The following is a 21,850-nucleotide window of genomic DNA, read 5'->3' on the forward strand; positions in this document are numbered from 1 at the left end:
CCGCGCCGCCCGGCACCGCACCTCGCCGCACTGCCGGGGCACCCGAGTACGTCCAGTACGCGGGAGCCCCGGCAGCGCGCCGAGGCACGGCACCGGACGACGCGGACCTGACCGACAAGATCCGAAAGAGACGGCCTAGGCCCGTCGTTGACCCGGTGAACCTGATCCGGGGATGGGGATGGGGATGGGTAGAGGTAGGGGATGGGGATGGGGATGGGGGACATGGCCATGGGGGAAGCGACCGGCGGCAAGGGCGGAACGGACGAGGAGGTCCCACCGGACGCCCCGGCGGAGACCGAGCCGGACGTCTCGGACTCGGAGCGGCTGCTGTTCGGCGGCGAACTCGCCTACGACATCGGCTGGGAACGCCATGAGGGGGCCTGGCTGAAGCTCGGCCTCTGGACCATGGCCAAGGAATTGCCGCGCATGGTCGCCATGGGCGTGCGCCTCGCGCACCTCGCCGACGCCCGCGCGCTGCGGGTGGTCCTCGGCGCCGAACTCGGCCGCGGCATCACCCAGGCCGTCGGCCTGATCGCCGTCAACGGCGTCCTGGGCCACATCCTGTCCGCAGGATCCACCAACGAGCGCCTGGCCCGGGCCGTGCCCGCCCTCGCGGCGGTCGCGGTCGCGGCGCTGCTCGGGTCGCTGCTGCGCTCCGCCTCGACCGCGTCGACCGGCGCGCTGGAGCCCAAGGTCCAGCGGGTGGCGACCGAGCGGTACCTGGGGCTGGTGCACCAGGTGGAGCTGTCCGCGATCGAGGACGACGAGTTCCACCGCCTGCTCGACGCCGCCCGCTACGGCGCCGACTCCGCTCGCCGCATGGTCCGGTACTGCACGAACACCCTGAACTCGGTGATCTCGCTGATCGCCGCGGCGGGCGTGCTCACGGTGCTGCACGTCGGGCTCCTGCCCCTGCTGGTCATGATGACCCTGCCCAGTGCGTGGAGCTCGCTCACGATCTCCAAACAGCGCTACATCTCCTTCCACACCTTCGTCCAGCACGCCCGCGCCGGACACCTGCTCGGGCAGCTCCTGACCCAGCAGGAGGCGGCGGCCGAGGTCCGTGTCCACGGGGTAGGACCGTTCCTGCTCGGACACTTCCGCGGCATGGCGGAGACCAGCGAGCGCGAACAGACCCGGCTGGCCCGCAATGCCGCCCGGATCGGCTTGACCGCCGACGGCGCCGGCGGTCTCGCGACCCTCCTCACCTACGGGGCGCTCGGACTGCTGCTGTGGAGCGGGACGATGGACCTCGCGGTCGCCGGTACGGCCGTCCTGGCGATCCGCACGGGCGCGGCGAGTCTGGACAGCCTCGTCCTGCAGATGGCCGACCTGCACCAGGAGTCCCTGCACGTCGCCGACTACGAACGGCTCTGCACCGAGGCCGCGGTCCGCGCCATTCCCGCCACGGGCCAGGCGCTGCCCGAGGATCTGCGGGAGGTCCGCTTCGAGAAGGTGACCTTCACCTACCCGGCGAGCGCGGGCGAGACCCCCGAGCCGACCCTGCGCGAGGTCTCCCTCTCCTTCCCCATCGGCAAGGTCATCGCGGTCGTCGGGGAGAACGGCTCGGGCAAGTCCACCCTGATCAAGCTCCTGGCCGGGCTGTACCTGCCCGACGAGGGCGGCGGCACGATCTGGTGGGACCACGTCGACGCCGCCACGGCGGACCGCCGGCAGATCTTCGCCCGGGTCGCACTCATGTCCCAGTCCTTCTACCAGTGGCCCTTCACCTTCCGCGTCAACGTGGGGATCGGCCGTCCCGCCCGCCCCATCGACGACGGGGCGGTCGGGGCCGCGGCGGGCTTCTCCGGCGCCGACGAGTTCCTCGCCAGCCTGCCCCACGGCCTCGACACCCTCCTCGCACGCGGCTACAAACGCGGCCGCCAGGCCTCCGGGGGCGAGTGGCAGAAGATCGGAATCGCACGGGCCTGGTACCGGCACGGACAGATCATGGTGGTGGACGAACCCACCAGCGCCCTGGACGCGGTCGCCGAGCAGCGGTTCTTCGACCGCCTTCGGAGCCTCGCGGCGACCGGGCAGACGGTCGTCCTGATCACCCACCGGCTGCACTCCGTACGCCACGCCGACGTCATCCACGTCCTCAAGGGCGGGCAGGTCGCCGAGTCGGGCACCTTCGCCGAACTCATGGACGCGGACGGCGCCGAGGGCGCCACGGGCGAGTTCCGCACCGCCTACCTGGTGCAGGCGTCCGCGTTCGCGGAATCCCTCCCCACCCAGCGCGACCATCCGCCCGGCACCCGCACCGGAACGAAGACCGGAGACCTCTCGTGAGCCGCGCCCCGGACGAACGGGCCGATCAGGCCCACCAGGCCGCCCGGCATGGCAGTGACACGGTTCCCGCCGCGACCGGTCCCGACCGCTACAGACTGGCGGTCGACGTGCACCTCCTCCTGGTCCGGTACGGGCCGGACGGAGGGGCGGAGCTCCTGCTGTCCCGCCGCGCGGGAGCCGTGTACGCGACGGGCCTGTGGCACGCGCCGTCCGGCCATCTCGACGGGCCGCACGAAGACGTCGTCACCGCGGTGATCCGGGAGGCGGCCGAGGAGACCGGTGTGCGGATCGAGCCCGAAGCGGTGCGGCTGGCCGTGACCGTCCACCACCGCGGCCCCCTGGGCAGGGCCCGGATCGGCCTGTTCTTCGAGGCGCTGGCCTGGCAGGGCATCCCGCACGTGCGGGAGCCGGAAGTCTGCGACGCCATGGGCTGGTACCCCCTCGACGCACTGCCCGAGCCGATGGTCGCCTACTGCCGCGCGGCCCTCGACGCCTACCGGGCGGGCCTGCCCGGTGCCGTGCACTTCCAGGAACCCGGAGATCCTGTCCCCCACCACCCGGACGCTCCCGACCGCACCCGGCAGCTACCGGGCCCCGCCCGGGTCCCGCGGACCCCGTGAAAGACCCCCTCTGCTTCCTACTTCGGCTCGGTCTTCGGCTCGGTCGCGAGCTGGATCAGGTTGCCGCAGGTGTCGTCGAAGACGGCGGTGGTGACGGGGCCCATCTCCAGCGGCTCCTGCGTGAAGCGCACGCCGAGGCCGCGCAGGCGCTCGTACTCCGCCTGGACGTCGTCGACGGCGAACTGGGCGAGCGGGATGCCGTCCTCGACGAGCGCGTCGCGGTAGGTCTTGGCGGCCGGGTGGCCGGCGGGCTCCAGGAGGAGTTCGGTGCCGCCGGGCTCGTCGGGCGAGACCACCGTCAGCCACCGGTCCGGCCCGCCCAGGGGGACGTCGTGCTTCTTCACGAACCCGAGGATCTCGGTGTAGAAGTGCAGGGCCTTGGCCTGGTCGTCGACGAAGACGCTGGTCAGGTGGATCTTCATGGGGTGCTCTCTTCCGGTCCGGACGGGTCGGGCATGCGCCATCGCTCGGCGATCTGCCGCAGCGGGGCGGTGTTCAGGTCGTGGAACTTGTACCGGCCCTCCCGCCTGGTCTCGACGAGTCCGGCGGCCTCCAGCACGGCGAGGTGCTGGGAGACCCCCTGGCGCGAGATGCCGAGCCGGTGCTTCATCGTCAGCCGCGAGCAGATCTCGAACAGCGTCTGCCCGGACTTCTCCGCGAGCTCGTCGAGGATGGTGCGGCGGGTCGGGTCGGCCAAGGCTCTGAAGAGTTCGTCGGCCACCACCACAGCATAGGCAAGCAACGACTTGCCTATCAAGTCGAAGGAGACTCCGGCGAAGACTTCGACGAACATTTCGCCGAGGAATTCGACCGGCCGCGAATCCTTTCCGGGCCTCCCCGCCTCTTGTCCGTGTACCGGCCGAACGGGCCGGCGGGACCAGGAGGAAACACCCATGATGATCACCAGCCTCGTAGTGATCGGAGCCCTGCTCGTGGGCGCGTGCGGTTGGCACCTGCTGCGGCGCTACAAGAGCCGGATCTGACCAGGTCCCGGCGCGGGACACCTTCCGGGAACGACTGGAATGAGCAGGACATGAACCAACGCTTCCGCTGGCCGGACGAGCGGCTGATCAAAGCCGCCCAGGACGGCGACGTCACCTCACTCACCACCGTCGTCATGGAGTCGCAGCCTCATGTGCGCAAGTTCGCCCTGTCGCTCTGCGCCTCGCCGCAGGACGCGGAGGACGCCGCGCAGGAGGCCCTGATCATCCTGTACCGGAAGATCGGCACCCTGCGGGCCACCGGCGCCCTCGCCTCCTGGATGTTCCGCATCGTCCGCAACGAATGCCTCCGGCAGATACGGCTGCTCGCCCCGCGGAGCGAGGAAGCACCGGCCCGGCCGGCGCCCGCGGAACGGTCCGCCGAGGACGCCGTGCTGCGCGGGCTGGAGGCGGAGCGGGTCGCGGCCGCGCTCAGCGCCCTCCCCCGCGACCAGCGGCAGGTCCTGATCCTGCGGGACGTCCAGGGCCTGCCCGGCAAGACCGTCGCCGATGCGCTCGGCCTGAGCACCGCCGCAATGAAATCGCGCCTGCACAGAGCACGCGCCGCACTGCGCCACTCACTGGCGGCGATCGACCACCCAGTCGAAGGAGACCCACGACGGTGAACACGAACACCGTGAAGCCCGCACCATCCACGGCACCCGGAACGAACTTCGCCAGCCCGTCCGTTCCTCGCCACCTGGCACGCGGCGCCATCGGCTTCGGGCTGATCATCGGCGCGATCGCTCTGGTACCCACCGCCGGCCCGGCCACCCTGCTGGCCGCCCCACTGGCCCTCGTCGCCTTCCGCGGCTGCCCCACGTGCTGGATGGTCGGCCTGGCCCAAACCATCTCCCGCGGCCGCCTGGAACGCCAGTGCACGGCCGGCGCCTGCACCCTCACCAAGCCACACCCGCCGACGAAGACCACGAAGTAGCCGACACCCCCGAACACGCGAAAGGCCGTTCTCCCACGCACGAGAGAACGGCCTGCGACCTGCGTCGTGCGACGCGCGTTCGGGGCTCCTACTGACGCTGCGGCAGGCGGACATGCTTCGCATGCGCCGACGTGAAGAGTGCCTGGACGATTTCGGCGGCCAGGTCTCGCAGCCAGGTGTGGGCGCGGTCGTTGTCGTAGCGCTGATGCCACAGCAGGTACAGGGGTACGTCGGGCAGCGGGAGTGGCGGGGGGAGTGTGGCCAGGCCGAGTTGCTCCCGGGCCGTGCGGGTGACCGCGTCGGGGAGGGTGACGACCAGGTCGGTGTCGAGGGCGAGTTGCAGTGCGAAGGCGGCGGTGGGCCCGGCGGCGACGACGCGTCGTTCGAAGCCGCCCGTGGTCAGGGCGTCGTCGATCGGGTCGCGCAGGCTGCCGCGTCGCGAAATGGTGAGGTGTTCGGCGGCTGCGTAACGCTCCAGGCTCAGCGGGCCTTCGGTGAGCGGGTGGCCCGGTCGGACGGCGACGACCAGCCTGTCCCTGCCGACGAGGCGGTGACGGATGTCGGGGAGCGCCGGAGTGCCGGAGCTCGATCCGAGGTCGACCTCGCCCCGGCGCAGCTCGGCATCGTCCGTCCCGGGTTCGGCGGACAGGCGCAGCCGGACGCCGGGGGCCTGATGGTGGACGGCGGCGATCAGGGCCGGGCCGGAGGCTGCGGTCAGGGCGTCGTGCCAGCGCACGGTGAACACCCGGTCCAGAGCCGCCAGGTCGAGTTCCTGCTGCGCGGAAAGAAGTTGATGGGCCTGCTGCACCAGGGTGTGGACCTGGGCACGCATGGCCAGCGCGCGGGTGGTGGGGACCATGCTGCGTCCGGTGCGGACCAGGATCTGGTCACCGGTGGCCTTGCGGATGCGACCCAGGGAGCGGCTCATCGCCGGTGCGGTGACGTGGAGGCGCGCTGCCGCGCCGTTGACGCTGCCCTCCTCCAGCAAGGCGTCCAGGGCCGTGAGCAGGTTCAAATCCAGTTGCATGGCAGTAATTCTATGAGTGACAAGCATGCACTTGTTGTCAATGATCGGGCGGCCTACCTTCGAAGTGCGGGGGCGAGACAACCGACCCGCTTCCACCGATCCCCAGGGAGCCAGCCATGAGCACAGCCATGCCCTTCGACGCAGGTACGACGCTCCTGTCCGACGTGACCGCCGCGGTGAAGACCGCCGGCGTCACGCTGCGCGACCGCTACACCTCGCACGCCCGGGGCGTGAGTCTGGACGAGATCGTCGGTGAGATCCACGCCAACGACGACGCGGTGCTGGCCGTACTGCGGGAACCACTGCTGCGGGCCCGGCCGGGGTCGCAGTGGGCCGAGGACGAGCTCGCCGGCGGCGCGCTCCCGCCCGGGGAGTGGTGGGTCGTCGACCCCGCCGAGGGCAACATCAACCATGTCCACGGCATGGACGACTGGGCCGTCACCGCCACCCTGGTCAGCGACAACCAGCCGGTACTCACCGTCGTCCACCTGCCGTTGACCGGCGACACCTACACCGCGGTCGCCGGCGGCGGTGCCCACCTCAACGACCGCCCCCTGAGAGTGTCAGCCAAGACCGACCTGGGCGCCGCCCTCATCGGCACCGGCCAGGCCAAGCCCGGCGAGGACGAGCGCACCTTCCGGCGAATCGGTGACTCCGTCACCGCGATGCTCATCAACGGCCTCGTCGTACGCGTGTCCGTTCCCGCGACGATGCAGCTCATACACGTCGCCGCCGGACGCATGGACGCGTTCTGGCAGTTCTCCGACGTCCGCTCCGGCCTGGTCGCCGGCGCCCTGCTGGTCTCAGAAGCCGGAGGCACCGTCACCGACCTGGCGGGCAACCCCTGGAACACCGCCGGCCGCGACTTCCTGGCCGGCGCCCCCGGCATCCACGGCGCCGCCCTCAAGGTGCTCTCGCCGATCGCCTGACGGGACGTCTCCGCTCTCCCTCCCCCGTCCGAAACTGCAAGGAGCATCACCGCATGACCAACATCGGAATCCTGGGCGCCGGACGCGTCGGCACCAACCTCGCCCACAAGCTCTCCGCAGCAGGACACCACGTCACCCTCGGCGGCCGCAGCCCCGAAGACACCCCCGATCTCGCCCCGCCGGTCACCTTCGCCGACCAGCGCACCACCGCCCGCACCGCGGACATCGTGATCAACGCGACGCCCGGCGACACCACCCTGGACCGCCTCACCGACCTGCGCACCGAACTCGCCGGCAAGATCCTCATCGACGTCTCCAACGCCACCCGCAACGCCGCCGACGGCCTGCCCGGCGACCTCTGCTATCCCGGCAGCAGCCTCGCCGAAAAGCTCCAGGCCGCGCTCCCCGACACCCATGTGGTCAAGACCCTCAACACCATGCTGTTCATGGTCATGACCGCTCCCGAAACCCTGACCACCCCACCGACCGCCTACCTCTCGGGTGACGACGAGCATGCGAAGAAGGCCGTCACCGGCCTGCTCGGCGACCTGGGCTGGCAGCCCGAACGGATCGAGAACCTCGGCGACATCACCACAGCCCGCGCCACCGAGGCCATGATCCTGGTCGTACCCCACGTCCTGCGCCGACACGGCTTCCAGCCCTTCGCCGTCTCCCTCGCCCGCTGACCCACCAAGACTCCGGGCATGGAAAAGGCCGTCCTCCCATGGATGAGAGAACGGCCTCCGACCTGCGTTTCCGCACAGTCGGGACGACAGGATTTGAACCTGCGACCCCTTGACCCCCAGTCAAGTGCGCTACCAAGCTGCGCCACGTCCCGATGCCCGTTGACCTGGGGTTTCCCCTGGTTGAACGTGCAGGAGAACGATACCGCACTTCCGGAGGTGGTCGCGCGCACCTTTCTTGTCCGCGGCGGGGCGAGGGTGGAGTGGGGAGGGGTTGACCTCAAGGGCGGTTGAGGTTGCACGATCGGTCCATGACGCCGACAGCACCCGCGGACGCCCGCTTCCGCTACGAAGACCTGGGGGCCCTCATGGCCCTCATGACCGGGGCCGAGAAGCACGGTCCCGCCGCCACCTCCACGCTCGACGCGCTGTGGGTGCTCTACGACCGGGTCCTGCGGGTCGGACCGGGCAGCGCCGGGGATCCGGGGCGGGACCGGTTCCTGCTGTCCAAGGGGCACGGGCCGATGGCGTACTACGCCGTGCTCGCCGCCAAGGGGTTCTTCCCCGTCGACTGGCTCAGCGGGTTCGGCGCGTACGACTCGCCCCTCGGGCACCACCCCGACCGCACCCTGATCCCCGGCGTGGAGATCGGCAGCGGCTCCCTCGGGCACGGGCTGCCGCTCGCCGTCGGGAGCGCGCTCGGGCTGTCGGCGCAGGGGCTCACCGACCCGGCCGTGTGGGTGCTGATCGGGGACGCCGAGCTGGACGAGGGCAGCAACCACGAGGCGATCGCGTACGCCGGCTCGGCCGGTCTCGAGCGGTTGCACACGATCGTGATCGACAACGACTCCGCGACCCACGGCTGGCGGGGCGGCATCGCCTCCCGCTTCGAGGCGGCCGGCTGGTCGGCGGTCACCGTGGACGGCCGGGACCACGCGGCGCTGCACACCGCGTACACCACACCTCATCCGGGCCGGCCCCACGCCGTGGTCGCCCGGGTCGAGAAGAAGCACTGAAGAAACGCTGAAGAAGCACTGGCCGCCTCCGAGGGGGAGACATGGACACCATGCGCGAACGGTTCATTTCAGTCACATCGCGTGCGCTCGACGAGGATCCCCGGCTGGCCCTCGTGCTGGCCGAGATCACCATGGACGGCTTCCGGCCCGCCCGGGACCTTCATCCGGACCGGGTGATCAACGTCGGCATCCGCGAGCAGCTGCTGGTCGGCGTGGGCGGCGGCCTGGCCCTCACCGGGCTGCGCCCGGTGGTGCACACCTTCGCCAGTTTCCTCGTGGAGCGGCCCTTCGAGCAGGTCAAGCTCGACTTCGGACACCAGGGCACGGGCGGGGTGCTCGTCAGCGCGAGCGCGAGCTACGACTGGCCGGCCGGCGGGTTCACCCACATGGCGCCGGGCGACGTGGCCCTGCTGGACACGCTGGACGGCTGGACCGTGCACGTCCCGGGCCACCCGGACGAGGCCGAGGCGCTGCTGCGCCACGCCTACGCCGCCGGGGACGACAAGGTCTACGTACGGCTCTCCGCGCAGTCGAACACGACGGCCCGCCCCGTCACCGGCCCGGGTTTCCAGACCGTACGGGAGGGCCGTGCGGGCGTTGTCGTCGCCGTCGGGCCCCTCCTCGACAACGTCCTCGCCGCGACCGAAGGCACGGAGGTGAGCGTGCTGTACGCGCCGACCGTACGGCCCTTCGACGACGCGGCACTGCGCGCCGCAGTCGGGCACGGCCCGGCCGACGTGGTGCTGGTCGAGCCGTACCTCGCCGGGACCTCCACGGCCGCAGCGAACCAGGCGCTCGAAGCGGTCCCGCACCGGGTGCTCGGCCTCGGGGTCGGCCGCGCCGAGCTGCGCCGCTACGGCACGGTCGAGGAGCACACGGCGGCCCACGGACTCGACCCGGCCGCGCTGCGCGCGCGGATCGCCGCCTTCATTCCGCGGTGACCGGCCCCTTCGGCCCGTGGCGGTCCAGTTCCGGATGGGCCGCCGCCAGGCGCTTGGGGGCCGCCTGGCGCCAGGAGTCGGCCAGGATCGAGCGCAGCTCCGCCGCGTCCTCCACCGCCGCGAGGCGGACCCGGAGCCACGCGTAGTTGTCGTCGTGGCCGGGCCGTATGAAGAACTTCTCCGGCTCCGCCTCGATCAGCTCGGCACGGTCCTCCCGGGGACACTTCACCCCGATCGAGGTGTCGTCGTCGGCCAGCGCCGCGAAGATCTTCCCGCTCTTCCCGTTCGCTCCGCCTCCCACCCTGAAGGTGGGCATGCCCCAGGCCAGTTTCTCGCTGCTGTCCGGAAGTGACAGCGCGATCCTCCGGACGTCCTCCGCCGTCGTGGCCATCCCCCGGCTCCTCTCCGGTCCGCTCTGCTCCGGTGCCGTCCCTCGTCTCCGACCGTAGCCCCGGGCACTGACATTCACCCGCGGGCCGCGAGGTCCTCCCGGTCGTGCACCAGCTCCACCAGCTCCGCGGCCAGCGCCTTCACCGCCGCGAGCCCCGCCAGGCCCCACCGCCTCGGCACCACGTCCACCGCGCAGACCGTCCCGAGGACGATCCCGCGCCGGTCGGTGAGCGGCGCGCCCGCGTAGGAGCGCACCCCGCTCTCGTCCACGACGGCGTTGCCCGCGAAGCGCGCGAAGTCCCGTACGTCCTCCAGTACCAGGGCGCGCCGCCGCACCACCACGTGCGGGCAGTACCCGTGGTCCCGGGGCAGCGCCCGCGCCGGATAGCCGCTCGCCGGGGCGTCGGGCGCGTGGTGCAGGCCGGCGAAGAACTGCCGTTCCTCGCTGATGAAGTTGATGCCGGCGTACGGTGCGGCGAGCTCGTCCGCGACCCGCCGCGCGAAGGCGTCCAGCTCACTGTCCACCCGCTCCCCCAGCCCCAGTTCACGCAGTCTCAGCACGCGCGCGGGCGCCTCCCGGTCCACCGGTGTGAGCAGCAGGTGTCCGGTCGATTCGTAGTAGGTCATGGTGTCTCCCCCACGTCGTCGGGTACGTCGTGCGCGTCCGGTGCGACGCGCCGAGCAGGTGGTGGACCAGGGCTGCCAGCACCCCCGTCGCCGAGCTCTGCAGGCGGGCGTCGCAGCGCACGACGGGCACGTCCGGGCCGAGCCCCACGGCGTCCCGCACCTCCTCGGCGGTGTAGCCGTGCCCGCCGTCGAACTCGTTGACGGCGACCACGAAGCCGATCCCCCGCCGCTCGAAGAAGTCCACGGCGGGGAAGCAGTCGTCGAGGCGGCGCGTGTCGGCGAGCACCACCGCGCCCAGCGCACCCGCGCACAGCTCCTCCCAGAGGAACCAGAAGCGCTGCTGGCCGGGGGTGCCGAAGAGGTAGAGCACGTGGCCCTCGTCCAGGGTGAGCCGGCCGAAGTCCATCGCCACGGTCGTGGTCGTCTTCGCCTCGACCCCGTCCAGCGGGTCGGCGGCCTCGCTCAGCCCGCTCAGCAGTTCCTCCGTGCTCAGCGGCTCGATCTCGCTCACCGCGCCCACGAAGGTGGTCTTGCCCGCCCCGAACCCGCCCGCGACCAGGATCTTCAAGGTCGTGGAGGATCCGCGGGCGGCCGGGTCAGAGCCGTTTGCGCAGGCCATCGAGCACCGCCCGGAGCAGGGACTGGTCGTCGTCGGCGAAGGAGCCGCCGGTCGGGAAGCAGGGTGCCCGTACCGTCACGGCCCCGTGTTCCATCAGGTCGCCGAGGACTACCTTGACCACCACCGCAGGCAGCCTCAGGTGTCCCGCCACCTCGGCGACGGTGACCGCGGACGAGCCCGCGCACAGCCGGAGCGCGAGGGCGTGCTCGGCACCGAGCGGTGCGCGCGGGCGCACTCCGGTCGCCGTCACCAGTGACAGCAGGTCGAGGGCGACGGACGGTCGTGTCCGCCCTCCGCTCGCGGTGTACGGGCGGATGACCCGGCCCGCCGAATCGTCCAGCCACGGCGCATCGCGCGGTCCCCCCGGTGTCGTTGCCCCCCTCGCACGGGCCCTCATCGCTCCGCGTCGGCGGCGGGCCGCCTCGGCGGGGCCGCGAGGTACGGGCGGACGCTCTTGACCAGCATGGCCATCTCGTAGCCGAGCACGCCCGCGTCGGCCTCCCGGTCGGCCAGTACGGCCAGGCAGGTGCCGGATCCCGCCGCCGAGACGAAGACCAGGGCGGTGTCGAGCTCGACCACCACCTGCCGGACCTCGGCCCCCTCCGCGAACCGGGACCCGGCGCTGCGGCCCAGCGCGTACAGCCCGGAGGCGAGGGCCGCCAGGTGGTCGGCGCTGTCGGGGTCGAGCCCGTGCACGCAGGTCACGAGCCCGTCGGCGGTCAGCAGGACCGCGCTGCGCGTGTACGGCACCCGCTGGACCAGACCGCTGAGCAGCCAGTCGAGGTCCGAGAGCCGCGTGGTCGTCGTACTGATCGTGGTCGCCACTTCGCCGCCCATGGGGGTGCGCTCCTTCGCTGTCGGGTGAGAGGCCGGGGTCACGTCTGGTGCTCCGACTGGGCGAGGCCGAAGCCCCGTTGGAAGGCGGCCATCAGGCCGGGGTCGTGCACGGGCCGCTCGGCGCCCTCGGCGCCGCCCGGCCGGGGTACGGGGGCCTCGCGCAGCTCGGGCGCGAGGTGTTCCTGGGCCCGCCGGCGGGGCAGCGGCGGCCGCTCCCCGCCGTCCCGGGCGGCGGGCACGGGCAGCGGTGGCCCGAGCGGCGCCACCAAGCCGTCCGGCGGCGCCGCGAGCCGGGACGACCCGCCCGCGGAAGCCCCGACCGCAGGAGCCCCGCCCGCAGAGGCCGCGGGCGTCGGCGCCGGCACCGTGGCCGCCGCCCTCACCGGCGCACCCACGGGTTCCGCACGCACGGGTTCCGCACCCGCAGGCCCCGTACGGGGCACCCTGCCCGGCGCGCCGGCGGCCCGGCCCGGTACCACCGGCGGGGCGCCGGAGGGCTCCGGCGCGGGCAGGGGCATCCGTACCGGCTCCAGCCGCGGCGCGGCCGTCCCCTCGCCGGTCCCCCAGGAGGTGGCCCGAGAGCCGCCCAGGGAGTCGGCGGCGCTCGGCGCCTCGGCTCCCAACAGCTCCTGGGGCAGGACCAGTACGGCGAGCACGCCGCCGTAGATGTTCGACTTGAGCTCGACGGCGATCCCGTGCCTGCGGGCGAGCGCCGAGACGACGAACAGGCCGATCCGCCCGTCGGCCAGCAGCTGCCGGACGCTGATCTGGTCGGGGTCGCCGAGCAGGGCGTTCATCCGGTGCGCCTCCTCGGGCGGCATGCCGAGGCCCCGGTCCTCCACCTCGACCGCGATCCCGGCCGTGACCCGCTCCGCGCGCACCACGACATCGGTGTCGGGGGCGGAGAACACGGTGGCGTTCTCTACGAGTTCGGCCAGCAGGTGCACGACGTCGGCAACGGCGTGGCCGCGTACGGAACCGCCCGCGGGGGGCACCACCTTGACCCGGGTGTACTGCTCGACCTCCGCGACCGAGGAGCGCAGCACCTCGCTCAGGTCGACGGGCCGGGTCCACTGGCGGCGCGAGGCGGCTCCGCCGAGCACCGCGAGGTTCTCCGCGTGGCGCCGGATCCGGGTGGCGAGGTGGTCGACGTGGAAGAGCTCCTTGAGCAGGTCCGGGTCCTCGACCGTGTCCTCCAGGTCGTCCAGCAGCGAGATCTCGCGGTGGACGAGGGACTGGAGGCGGCGCGCGAGGTTGACGAAGACCTCGACCTTGCGGTCGCTGTCGGAGGGCGCCACGGGGCCGCCGAGGCGGACCAGGGTCGCGTGGGCCTGTTCGCGGGCGCCGCGCAGTTCCTGCGAGAGCAGCCAGAACTCGTCGATCCCCGCCGTCTCGGGACCGAAGGACGGCCCGGCGGGCCCGCCGCGCACCGGGCGGGCGGGCAGCTCGCCGCGCTCCAGCCGGTCGGCGGTGGTGTGCAGCTCCTGACGGCCACGGACGCTGGAGCGGCGCAGCGCCTCGCAGCGGTCGCGCACGGTCTTGGCCGCGCGCTGGGCCCCGAGCAGGGCGGCCGCGAGCGCGCCGGCGAAGAGCAGCGCGCAGCCGCTGAGCACCGGCCACAGCCGGGGGTCACGGGCGCCCGCTCCGCCTCCGAGCTGGAGCGCGAAGATCACCGCGGCGGCGCCGCTGAGCCCGGCGGCGAGCGTGGGCAGCAGGGCGGCGCGGATCAGCTGGGGCCGTATCTGCCGACCGGGACCGGTGACGGCATGTCTCGACGGGGAGTGGCGGGCGGCGCGGAGTCCGGACATCGGCGTCCTCGGTAGGTGGGGCCCGGCCCCCGGGCTTCCCGGGATCCGGTGTTGATCACCGGATACCCACGCTAGACCGCACGCTCGGCCCCAGGACGGCCAGTTGGGGAACTTCGCCCGGGTGCTTCCCGCTCCCGATGGAGCGCTCGTACGACAGCCCGAATGCGCCGGGAGCGCGCACTCCCCGGCGCCCGGCGGGCACGCACCCCCTCCCGGAGCCCCCGTCCGCACCACGCCCACCTCGCGCCCCACCGACTGCGAGCCGACTACCGGGGAGTCACACCGCGGAGCGGTACCTCCCCACCCGGGAGGTACCGCTCCGCTCACGTTCCGGGCCTACGGGGCTCCGGTCCTGCCGCCGCCTGCGGGGCCGGCAGGCCTACGGCCTAGGAGCCCACCGCCTCCGGCTCCTCGCGGGTCACGGCTGCCGGCCGCTCGGCCGCGGCGGGCCGGGCCGCCGTGAGCGGCGGGGGCGAGCCCGCGGCCACGAAGGGCCGCCACCAGGGCGCGCTCGGCGCGTCGGCCGCGCCCGGCTCGAAGGGCTGCCCGGGCACCGGCAGGGCGATCGCCGCCCCGGCCACGGCCGCGGCGGTCATCGTGCCCTCGCCGGGCTCGTCCCACGGGTGCGGGGCCAGGTTGAAGGTGCCCCAGTGGATCGGCAGCATCGTCCCGCGCGGGACGCCGCCCTGGAGGTCGAGGTGGGCGCGGATGCCCTCCTCGGGCGTCATGTGGATGTCGGTCCAGAACTCCGAGTACGCACCGATCTGGATCATCGTGGCGTCGAAGGGCCCGTGCGCCGCGCCGATCTCCTTGAAGCCGGAGAAGTAGCCGGTGTCCCCGCTGTGGTAGATCCGGTGCTCGTCGCCCGCGACGACCCAGGACGCCCACAGGGTGAACTGCTGGTTGCGCAGGCCGCGCCCGCAGAAGTGCTGGGCCGGGGTGGCGGTGAGCGAGAGACCGGCGACCTTGGTGGTCTCGTTCCAGTCGAGCTCCCGCAGCCGGTCGGCCGGGACTCCCCAGCGCTCCAGGTGCGCGCCGACGCCCAGCGGGACGGCGAAGACCGTGTCCGTGCCGGCCAGGGCCTTGATGGTCGGCAGGTCGAGGTGGTCGTAGTGGTCGTGCGAGATCACCACCACGTCCACCTCGCCGAGCGAGGCCAGCGGTACGGGTACCGGGTGCAGCCGCTTGGGCCCGGCGAAGGGGAAGGGGGAGCACCGCTCGCCCCAGACCGGGTCGAAGAGGACCCGGCGCCCGTCGATCTCCGCGAGCACGCTGGAATGGCCCATCCAGGTCAGCCGCAGGCCGCTGACCGGGGGCTTCGACAGCTCCGCGAGGGTCGTCGGGTAGACCGGGATGGGGGCGCCGGGGCTGCGCCGGAGCCGCTGCTCCTTGTGGAAGTAGATCTTGGCGAACTCCGCCATGGACCCGGAGGGTCTGGTCCGGGTCCCGGCCGGGTTCTGGAACACTCCGTCGGCGAAGTTCGGCGAACGCCGGATCCGCTCCAGCCGGGCACCGGACGGGTCCGCGCCGAAGGCTTCGGGCCGCAGTGCGCGCAGCCGTGGACGCAAGGGACGGGAGCCGGTCAAGGCGCCTCCAGTGTGGGGGGTGCGGGCAGGGCGTTCTCATGGTTACCACCATCCCAACGCATGACACCCCCCAAGGATTCCGTTACGCGGCTCCGGGCGCGCCCCCGCACCTCCCGACCGGCCCCCGCACCCCTTCCACAGCGGCGACAGGGGCGGTTCTACAGCGGCAGCAGGTCCGGACGCTTCGCCTCCACGTGGTCCCCCGAGGACTCGCCGCGCAGCCGTCGGCCGATCCACGGCACCAGGTACTCGCGCGCCCATTGGATGTTGTCGCGGGTGGTGTCCACCGATCCGCGCGGGCGCATCGGCGGCCAGGGCTGGTCCGGGTCGGCCGGCGTGTCGAGGCCGAGCACCTGGGCGGCGCGCAGGGCCACCCGGGTGTGCCCCTCGGGCGAGAGGTGCAGCCGGTCGTCGTCCCAGGCCCGCCGGTCCTGTACGGATTTCAGCGACCAGAGGTCGAGTACGGGGCACTCGTAGCGGTCGGCGATCGACCGGACGTGCGCGCTGAACGTCGCGATCTTGCCCCGCATGTGCTTGAGGACCGGCACGTCGCGCGTGTCGAAGCCGGTGGTGATCACGACCAGGCCGACGGCTCCGGTGAGGTCGCGCACGGCCGCCTCGTACCGTTCGGCCACGTCGTCCGGATCGCTGCCGGGCCGGATGATGTCGTTGCCGCCCGCGCAGAAGGTCACCAGGTCCGGTGCGAGCTCCTTGGCCCTGGGGACCTGCTCGGCCACGATCTGGTCCAGCAGGCGGCCCCGTACGGCCAGGTTCGCGTAGCGGAACCCGCCGGAACCGGCGTCCGCGCCGGAGCCGCCGGGCTCGCCGGACGCGCCGGGCTCGCCGGAGTCGCCGAGCTCCTCGTGCCGCTCCTCGCGCCGGTCGGCCAGAAGGACGGCCAGTCGGTCCGCCCAGCCGAGGAAGGTGTCCCCCGGTCCCGGGTCCCCCACGCCCTCGGTGAAACTGTCCCCGAGCGCCGCGTACGAGCCAATGGTCTTGGTCTTGGATGTCGTCGTCGCTGCCACGGGACCCCATACTTCACCGCGGATCATGACCTACGCGACCGTAGCCAGGGCCTTACTGACCGTGATCTTCACCACCCCCCGGGCGGGGAATAAGGCGGGCGGGACCGGGAGCTGTGGCGCAAGGAGGCAAGGGCGCCGGTGGTCGCGGGTTTCCGGGAGGCCGTAACAGCTTCTGCGAGGCAGGCTGGTCCCATGGGGTCACATCCTCGCCCGCCCGTTCGACCAGGACCGTTTTCTCGAGTTTCTCGAACTTCTCGAACGGGAACGATCGGTCACGGCGCGCTCCTGTTCACACTGGCCCAGTGCGCGCCCTTCGCGATCGCGCTGGGCGTGCTGGGCATCGAGCTCTCGCCCGCACACGATCTCGTCACCGGCCCCATTCTCACCACGACGCCGGCGCTGGCCGCGCTGACGATGGGCCCGGTCGGCACGCTGTCCGCGGCAGCCCTCGCCGCGGGTGTGAACGCGACCTCCGCGACGTACAACCAGTCGTGGGGAACCCAGACCCAGCTGATCATCGGCAACTTCCTGGGGATCATCGTGGTGTCCGTCGCCAGCGTGACCCTGAGCAAGGCGGTACGCGCGCGCAGGCAGAGCGAACTCGACCAGGTGCGCCGGATCGCGGTGGCGGCCCAGGAGGTCGTCCTGCGGCCCGTCCCCGAGCTGCTGGGCCCGGTCCGTGCGGCCAGCATGTGCCTGGCGGCCGGGACGGGAGCACAGGTGGGCGGCGATCTGTACGAGGCCGTACAGACGCGCTACGGCGTCCGGTTGATCGTGGGGGACGTTCGGGGGAAAGGGCTGTCCGCCATACGCGCGGTCGCGGTGGCGCTGGGCGCGTTCCGGGAGGCCGTGCACTACGAGGACGAACTGCAGGAGGTCATGAACCATTGCGCGGCCGCGCTGCGGCGGGAGGCCTCCGTCGCGGGCACCTACTCCCAGGCAGAACTTCCCGAAGTGCTCCTGGAGGGGTTCACCACCGCCCTCATCGCCCAGGTGCCGGACGAAGAGGTGGTGCACCTGGTCAACCGCGGCCATCCTCCTCCGCTGGCGCTGCGGCACGGCAGGGTTCGGACCCTGATGCCGGCCTCGCCCATGCCGCCCCTCGGTCTCGAAGACCTCGTGGACGGCCCTCCCCCCCGGCCCGAGAGCTACCCGTTCCTGCCCGGTGACCGGCTGCTGCTCTACACCGACGGCGTGATCGAAGCCCGCAACCGTGCCGACGTCTTCTTCCCCCTGCCGGAGACCATGGCGCAGATACCCGCGGGAACCTCCCCCCAGGAGTTCCTGGACGAACTGCACCGGGCGTTGCTCCGCCATACGGAGGGCCTCTTGACGGACGACGTGGCGATGATCCTCATCGATCGGCGACGCCCATCGGCGATCACCTGATCTCACGACTCAGCGCCGGCCATCCGCGACGAACCGCACGGCCCCGTCGCCGCCGCGCCGCAGGAGGCCGGCCGTCGGGGCGGGGAAGTGCGTGCCGATGACGAGCGTTCCGGTGTCCGCGTACCGCGTGACGAATGCCCGTCGGGTCGCCGCGGCCACCGTGGCGTCGGCGTCGGCGAGGCTGGGCACGTCGGGTTCGATGAACTGCACGGGGTGGTGCACGAGGTCGCCCGTGATCACCGCGCGCTCCTCCCCGGATTCCACCACGACGGCGACCTGGCCGGGGGTGTGCCCGGGGGCGGCTTCCAGGCGCACGCCGTCGCAGACCTGATGGTCGGTTGCGACGAGGTCGACGAGGCCCTCACCGACCAGCGGCCGCATCGTGTCCTCGAGACCGGCGTCGGCTTCGCCGGTCCAGTGGTCCCACTCCACCCGGGTGACCAGATGGCGCGCACGGGGGAACGTCGGTACCCACTTCCCCTCCACCAGGCGGATGTTCCACCCGATGTGATCGAAGTGGAGGTGGGTGCACACGACGGTGTCGATCGAGTCAGGGGGGTAACCGAGGGCGGTGAGTTCTTCGAGCCACCCCGTATCCAGCATGCGCAGCATCGGCACCGAGGTCCGGGCGTTGCCCACGCACGTGTCGACCAGGATGCGGCGCGTGCCGGTGTCCACGACCAGCCCGTGCACCGAGATCACGAAGGAGCCGTCCGGCTTGCTGTAGCCGGGACCGGGCCACGGGTACCTCTTCAGGAGCGCGGTGTCGTCCGTCCGCAGGGCGACCGTGGGGGAAACGGCCACTTCCGCCTCCAGCACCTTGTGGATCGTCGTGGTACCGATGCGCCACATCGCCATTCAAGCCTCCAGCCCGATCGCGGATCGACCGCCCCCCAGATCGCGGAACAGTAACGTAACCTACCGAGCACTCGCTAGTTTTTCATCTCCGCGAAAGAGGAGGAAGAGGAGTGATGGCTCCGTTCGAGCTGCTTTTCGAGTGGGCCGGCAAGGAGGAGCACCTGGTCGGCCACCTCTCGAACCTCGTACGCCTGGACACGTCCAACCCTCCCGGGAACGAGATCGCGGTCGCCCGGTACCTCTCCCGCGAACTGCACCGCTGCGGGATCCGGCACACCGTGCTGGAGTCCGGGCCGGGGCGGGCCAATGTGGTCGCCCGGCTGCCGGGTTCGGGCGAAGAACCGCCGCTGATGCTGCTCGGGCACGCGGACGTGGTGGGGGCCCAGGCCGAGAAGTGGAGCCGGCCCCCCTTCTCGGGTGAAGTGGCGGAGGGCCGCGTCTGGGGCCGGGGCTCGCTGGACATGAAGGGGCAGATCGCGGCGAGCCTGCTCATCATGCAACTGCTGGCAGCCCACCGGGTGCCGCTGCGCCGTGACGTACTGATGGTGGTCACCGCCGACGAGGAAGCGGGAAGCAGGCTGGGGGCCTACTGGCTGTGGGAGCACCACCGTTCGCTCGTGGAGGCGGAGGTGGCGTTCAACGAGGGTGGCGGACAGCGCTTCCGCACGCCCGGCGGCCCCGTCTACACGGTGCAGGTCGCGGAGAAGGGCAGCGCCAGGATGCGGATCACCGCGACCGGCGAGGGCGGCCACGCTTCCCTCCCCCGTCCTGATGCGGCCGTCTTCAGGCTGGCCGAAGCCCTGGGGCGACTCCGCGACTTCGCGGCCCCGTCGATCCTGCAGCCCACCTCGCGCCGCATGCTCCACACACTGGCGGAACTTCATCCGGGCGATGCGGGAGAGGAGATCCGGCGCCTGGCAGAGCAACCGACCTGGGAAGGAGCCCGCAGCCTGCCCATCGACCCCCTCCTGCGGGAGTTCGTCGTCGCCGGGCTGCACAACACCGCGACCCCGACCCTGCTGTCCGGCGGGCGGCGCCTGAACGTCGTGCCGACCGAGGCATCCGTCGTGCTCGACGGGCGCCTGCTGCCCGGCGAACGCCCCGAGGAATGGGCGGCCCAGGTGCAGGAGGCGGTGGGCAGCGGGGTCGAAGTCAGCCTGCTCCAGGGGCGCGTGAGCGCCGGGGTGCACGACGATCCAGAACTCCTGGGAGTACTGGACCTCGTGGTGGCGGGCCAGGAGGCCGGCGCGCGGGTCCTCCCGTACATCAACTCCGCTTCCACGGACGCCCGTGCGTTCCCTGAAACGAAGGTCGTCGGATTCTTCCCGTCGGCGAGCGACGCCGACATCATGCGGTTGATCCACGGAGTCGACGAGCACGCCCGGGTGAGCGACGTGATGTTCGGCGGTCGATGCCTGCTCGAAGCAGTCGTCAGACTCGCCACCTGAGCGCCGTGCGGAACCGGGACCTACCGCAGTGACGCGCCTCAACTGCGGGTGAGCAAAAAGGGATCAACCAGCCGTCTGCAGGCGAGAAGGCCTTGGTGTTGGCTTGCGCGGAAAGATCAGCCATTGCCTACGCCCCACTCACTCATGAGTGCGTCGAGTGCACACGCCCCCCGCTCTATGTGTGGACGCCAGCTCAGCGGCAGGCGGCTTGTGCAGCAGCGGGCATGTTCCCCGACGTGCAGCCGTACCAGAATTGGACGTGCCCTTCCCAATCAACCTGAAGAACATCGCTGTCGGAGCTGTAGCCGAGCAGTCTGAGGGACTGCCGCGTACCGGTGGGGTATTTCAGCACGAGTTGAGTCGAGCCGCTGCCGTCGTAGGTGAAGCTGAGCTGCTTTTCGTGCGGCGTGATCGTGCCTGCGGGCTGATAGTCCTTGCGCCAGCCGTACGGCACAGCCTCGTTGACCGGATCGAAAAACCAAAGGGATGAGGCGCTGAACTGGTCTGCCCCGGGGCTCCACCATGTACCGGATGCGGTCGTACCGAGCGGAGCCGAATCGCTGTCCGTCGGGCGCGCTGCCACGGCGGAGGGAGTCATGAACGCAGCGAGGAGTACGACGACTGTGGCGAGGGCGCCACGCCCATTCCAGTTGAACATCAACGGCCACGTCCCTTCACCGGCTAGGGCACGATCACCACGTCGAACGGCTCGGTCGCCAAGGCTGCCAACGGGCTGCTCAGCTTCTCCGCACCCAGACGCCACGTGCCCGCGTGCAGTCCGGCGGTAGCGTGAGCGAAACCCTCGCGGTCCCCGAGCCGGATGAATTCGGCATCCAGAGATTGCTTGACGGTAACCGCGCCCGAACTCAACCGTGGGTGGACTCCGGTTGGGCCAGTGCCACTCGGTGCGTAGACGGTGGCAACGAAGGAGCCCTCCAGGGGAGGTTGCAGGTATTCGAAACTGAAATACCGGACGTTGTATCCGACGCCCGATCGCAGTGGCGGGCAACCGAAGACCCAGAGCGGCGTGCTGACCGGCCCGATCCGCAGTGGATCGGCATAGGATCCGGTACCCGACAGCGACTCGCATGCGATGTGCTGGAACCGCATGGGGGTGGTGGCGCCGGCCGGAGACGCCGGAACGCCACTGGCCAGGGCTAGTGCTACTGCGGCCGTCGTCATGCGGGACATCCGAGTCCACGTGCTCACGGCAAGTGCTCCTCTACCGAAGTCCGAGGGCCTCTCGTCCAGCTCAGCACAGGAGTAAAGCGATCGCAATGCGAGAAGCTGCGGGGCGGAGGCAACGTGCTGCGTCGTCAGGCTGACCCGACACGGTGCGCCGGGCGGCACCTGTGTACGTCCGGACCGCCGACCAGGAACGAGCCGTACGCCTGGATGTTTCTCGCGTTGGCCGGACTGGCCGTCACCTCCGCACTCTGCGGCTCGAGCGCCGTACGAAGGCTTACAGGGTGGTCAGCAGGCGCCCGGTGTAGCCCACCATGACGGTCCAGAACAGGCCTGTGTATCCGCGTTCACCGATTCTGGTGTTGAAGCGCCTGCCGAGGAACGTCGCGAAGAACATGAGCGGCAGACACGCCAGGGCGACGAGATAGTCCCCACCCGAGAGCAGCGCTGCATCCGTCCAGACGGCCGTTTTCGTGGCATCCCCGACGAGCGAGGCCATGGAGAGCGCACCGACGAGGTGGAGGCGGTCCAGGGCCAGTCCGCGGACCGCAAGCCCCTTAGAGCTCGTAACACGATCATGAGTCGGGCTTGTTGAGGCGTCGCCAGCAAATGAGGCTGCAGGCGAGGGAGACGAATGCGTCGTGGAGTTCGGT

Annotated in this window: 25 protein-coding genes, 1 tRNA gene and 1 pseudogene; 11 read left to right on the forward strand and 16 right to left on the reverse strand. The window is 71.5% G+C overall.

Going from position 1 to position 21,850, the window contains the following annotated elements:
* Positions 1–228: 228 nt before the first annotated feature.
* Together ACFWBW_RS38555 and ACFWBW_RS38560 are read left to right on the forward strand one after the other, a co-directional pair.
* On the forward strand, positions 229–2,292 hold the full coding sequence (locus tag ACFWBW_RS38555) for an ATP-binding cassette domain-containing protein (RefSeq protein WP_385383528.1): 2,064 nt from the start codon (positions 229–231) through the stop codon (positions 2,290–2,292).
* The gene (locus ACFWBW_RS38560) at positions 2,289–2,912 is read left to right on the forward strand and encodes an NUDIX domain-containing protein (RefSeq protein WP_385383459.1); all 624 of its coding nucleotides are present in this window, start codon (positions 2,289–2,291) and stop codon (positions 2,910–2,912) included. The genes ACFWBW_RS38555 and ACFWBW_RS38560 overlap by 4 nt, the downstream gene beginning before the upstream one ends.
* Positions 2,913–2,929: 17 nt before the next feature.
* Here the strand turns inward: ACFWBW_RS38560 and ACFWBW_RS38565 are convergent, their stop codons facing one another.
* Together ACFWBW_RS38565 and ACFWBW_RS38570 are read right to left on the reverse strand one after the other, a co-directional pair.
* Complete coding sequence (locus ACFWBW_RS38565) at positions 2,930–3,334, reverse strand: VOC family protein (RefSeq protein ID WP_385383462.1); 405 nt, start codon at positions 3,332–3,334, stop codon at positions 2,930–2,932.
* On the reverse strand, positions 3,331–3,633 hold the full coding sequence (locus ACFWBW_RS38570) for an ArsR/SmtB family transcription factor (protein WP_385383530.1): 303 nt from the start codon (positions 3,631–3,633) through the stop codon (positions 3,331–3,333). The genes ACFWBW_RS38565 and ACFWBW_RS38570 overlap by 4 nt, the downstream gene beginning before the upstream one ends.
* A 172-nt stretch (positions 3,634–3,805) precedes the next feature.
* Here ACFWBW_RS38570 and ACFWBW_RS38575 point away from each other — a divergent pair, with 172 nt between their 5' ends.
* From ACFWBW_RS38575 to ACFWBW_RS38585, 3 genes are read left to right on the forward strand one after another with little or no spacing between them, the layout of a single operon-like run.
* A complete protein-coding gene (locus tag ACFWBW_RS38575) occupies positions 3,806–3,895 on the forward strand; it encodes an LPXTG cell wall anchor domain-containing protein (RefSeq protein WP_385383465.1) in 90 nt (29 codons plus the stop codon).
* 50 nt (positions 3,896–3,945) lie between these two features.
* On the forward strand, positions 3,946–4,518 hold the full coding sequence (locus ACFWBW_RS38580) for an RNA polymerase sigma factor (protein ID WP_385383468.1): 573 nt from the start codon (positions 3,946–3,948) through the stop codon (positions 4,516–4,518).
* On the forward strand, positions 4,515–4,829 hold the full coding sequence (locus ACFWBW_RS38585; RefSeq protein ID WP_385383471.1) for a hypothetical protein: 315 nt from the start codon (positions 4,515–4,517) through the stop codon (positions 4,827–4,829). The genes ACFWBW_RS38580 and ACFWBW_RS38585 overlap by 4 nt, the downstream gene beginning before the upstream one ends.
* 88 nt (positions 4,830–4,917) lie before the next feature.
* On the opposite strand, the gene ACFWBW_RS38590 is transcribed toward ACFWBW_RS38585, so the two are convergent.
* Entirely contained in the window at positions 4,918–5,856 is a 939-nt protein-coding gene (locus tag ACFWBW_RS38590) for a LysR family transcriptional regulator (protein ID WP_385383474.1), read from the reverse strand.
* Positions 5,857–5,972: 116 nt separating this feature from the next.
* On the opposite strand from ACFWBW_RS38590, the gene ACFWBW_RS38595 reads away from it, so the two are divergent.
* Complete coding sequence (locus ACFWBW_RS38595) at positions 5,973–6,785, forward strand: inositol monophosphatase family protein (protein ID WP_385383477.1); 813 nt, start codon at positions 5,973–5,975, stop codon at positions 6,783–6,785.
* A 53-nt stretch (positions 6,786–6,838) separates the two neighbouring features.
* Positions 6,839–7,471 carry an NADPH-dependent F420 reductase gene (locus ACFWBW_RS38600; protein ID WP_385383480.1) on the forward strand — a complete coding sequence of 211 codons (633 nt, stop codon included), beginning with the start codon at positions 6,839–6,841 and terminating at the stop codon, positions 7,469–7,471.
* Between the two features lie 78 nt (positions 7,472–7,549).
* Here ACFWBW_RS38600 and ACFWBW_RS38605 read toward each other — a convergent pair.
* A tRNA-Pro gene (locus ACFWBW_RS38605) sits at positions 7,550–7,623 on the reverse strand.
* A gap of 156 nt (positions 7,624–7,779) precedes the next feature.
* On the opposite strand from ACFWBW_RS38605, the gene ACFWBW_RS38610 reads away from it, so the two are divergent.
* Together ACFWBW_RS38610 and ACFWBW_RS38615 are read left to right on the forward strand one after the other, a co-directional pair.
* On the forward strand, positions 7,780–8,484 hold the full coding sequence (locus tag ACFWBW_RS38610; protein ID WP_385383483.1) for a transketolase: 705 nt from the start codon (positions 7,780–7,782) through the stop codon (positions 8,482–8,484).
* A 41-nt stretch (positions 8,485–8,525) separates the two neighbouring features.
* On the forward strand, positions 8,526–9,425 hold the full coding sequence (locus tag ACFWBW_RS38615; RefSeq protein WP_385383486.1) for a transketolase family protein: 900 nt from the start codon (positions 8,526–8,528) through the stop codon (positions 9,423–9,425).
* On the opposite strand, the gene ACFWBW_RS38620 is transcribed toward ACFWBW_RS38615, so the two are convergent.
* The 8 genes from ACFWBW_RS38620 to ACFWBW_RS38655 form a co-directional block, all read right to left on the reverse strand.
* Entirely contained in the window at positions 9,412–9,816 is a 405-nt protein-coding gene (locus ACFWBW_RS38620) for an MmcQ/YjbR family DNA-binding protein (protein WP_385383489.1), read from the reverse strand. The two genes, ACFWBW_RS38615 and ACFWBW_RS38620, sit on opposite strands and share 14 nt — an antisense overlap.
* A 74-nt stretch (positions 9,817–9,890) precedes the next feature.
* On the reverse strand, positions 9,891–10,442 hold the full coding sequence (locus tag ACFWBW_RS38625) for a GAF domain-containing protein (RefSeq protein WP_385383492.1): 552 nt from the start codon (positions 10,440–10,442) through the stop codon (positions 9,891–9,893).
* Entirely contained in the window at positions 10,360–11,061 is a 702-nt protein-coding gene (locus tag ACFWBW_RS38630) for an ATP/GTP-binding protein (protein ID WP_385383495.1), read from the reverse strand. The genes ACFWBW_RS38625 and ACFWBW_RS38630 overlap by 83 nt, the downstream gene beginning before the upstream one ends.
* Positions 11,039–11,458 (reverse strand): DUF742 domain-containing protein, encoded by a 420-nt coding sequence (locus ACFWBW_RS38635; RefSeq protein WP_385383498.1) that lies wholly within the window; start codon positions 11,456–11,458, stop codon positions 11,039–11,041. Before ACFWBW_RS38635 ends, ACFWBW_RS38630 begins: the two co-directional genes overlap by 23 nt.
* Positions 11,455–11,898, reverse strand: coding sequence for a roadblock/LC7 domain-containing protein (locus ACFWBW_RS38640; protein ID WP_385383501.1), 444 nt, complete (start codon positions 11,896–11,898; stop codon positions 11,455–11,457). Before ACFWBW_RS38640 ends, ACFWBW_RS38635 begins: the two co-directional genes overlap by 4 nt.
* A 38-nt stretch (positions 11,899–11,936) precedes the next feature.
* Positions 11,937–13,706 carry an ATP-binding protein gene (locus tag ACFWBW_RS38645; protein ID WP_385383504.1) on the reverse strand — a complete coding sequence of 590 codons (1,770 nt, stop codon included), beginning with the start codon at positions 13,704–13,706 and terminating at the stop codon, positions 11,937–11,939.
* A 386-nt stretch (positions 13,707–14,092) separates the two neighbouring features.
* Positions 14,093–15,292: an MBL fold metallo-hydrolase gene (locus ACFWBW_RS38650; protein ID WP_385383507.1), complete on the reverse strand. Its 1,200-nt coding sequence runs from the start codon at positions 15,290–15,292 to the stop codon at positions 14,093–14,095.
* Positions 15,293–15,450: 158 nt separating this feature from the next.
* Positions 15,451–16,344 carry an SGNH/GDSL hydrolase family protein gene (locus ACFWBW_RS38655; RefSeq protein ID WP_385383510.1) on the reverse strand — a complete coding sequence of 298 codons (894 nt, stop codon included), beginning with the start codon at positions 16,342–16,344 and terminating at the stop codon, positions 15,451–15,453.
* A gap of 303 nt (positions 16,345–16,647) precedes the next feature.
* On the opposite strand from ACFWBW_RS38655, the gene ACFWBW_RS38660 reads away from it, so the two are divergent.
* Complete coding sequence (locus tag ACFWBW_RS38660) at positions 16,648–17,706, forward strand: PP2C family protein-serine/threonine phosphatase (protein ID WP_385383513.1); 1,059 nt, start codon at positions 16,648–16,650, stop codon at positions 17,704–17,706.
* A gap of 9 nt (positions 17,707–17,715) precedes the next feature.
* Here ACFWBW_RS38660 and ACFWBW_RS38665 read toward each other — a convergent pair whose 3' ends face one another.
* On the reverse strand, positions 17,716–18,564 hold the full coding sequence (locus ACFWBW_RS38665) for an MBL fold metallo-hydrolase (protein ID WP_385383516.1): 849 nt from the start codon (positions 18,562–18,564) through the stop codon (positions 17,716–17,718).
* A 113-nt stretch (positions 18,565–18,677) separates the two neighbouring features.
* Between ACFWBW_RS38665 and ACFWBW_RS38670 the strand changes: the two genes are divergently transcribed.
* Positions 18,678–20,012: a M20/M25/M40 family metallo-hydrolase gene (locus ACFWBW_RS38670; RefSeq protein ID WP_385383519.1), complete on the forward strand. Its 1,335-nt coding sequence runs from the start codon at positions 18,678–18,680 to the stop codon at positions 20,010–20,012.
* 193 nt (positions 20,013–20,205) lie between these two features.
* On the opposite strand, the gene ACFWBW_RS38675 is transcribed toward ACFWBW_RS38670, so the two are convergent.
* The 3 genes and pseudogenes from ACFWBW_RS38675 to ACFWBW_RS38685 all read right to left on the reverse strand — a co-directional run.
* Positions 20,206–20,670, reverse strand: a complete 465-nt coding sequence (locus tag ACFWBW_RS38675; RefSeq protein ID WP_385383522.1) for a hypothetical protein — start codon at positions 20,668–20,670, stop codon at positions 20,206–20,208.
* Positions 20,671–20,693: 23 nt separating this feature from the next.
* The gene (locus ACFWBW_RS38680) at positions 20,694–21,194 is read right to left on the reverse strand and encodes a hypothetical protein (RefSeq protein ID WP_385383525.1); all 501 of its coding nucleotides are present in this window, start codon (positions 21,192–21,194) and stop codon (positions 20,694–20,696) included.
* Between the two features lie 280 nt (positions 21,195–21,474).
* Positions 21,475–21,850, reverse strand: a pseudogene (locus ACFWBW_RS38685) (sulfite exporter TauE/SafE family protein); the annotation flags it as partial.

It is taken from the genome of Streptomyces sp. NPDC059957, assembly GCF_042730015.1.
Lineage (GTDB): Bacteria > Actinomycetota > Actinomycetes > Streptomycetales > Streptomycetaceae > Streptomyces.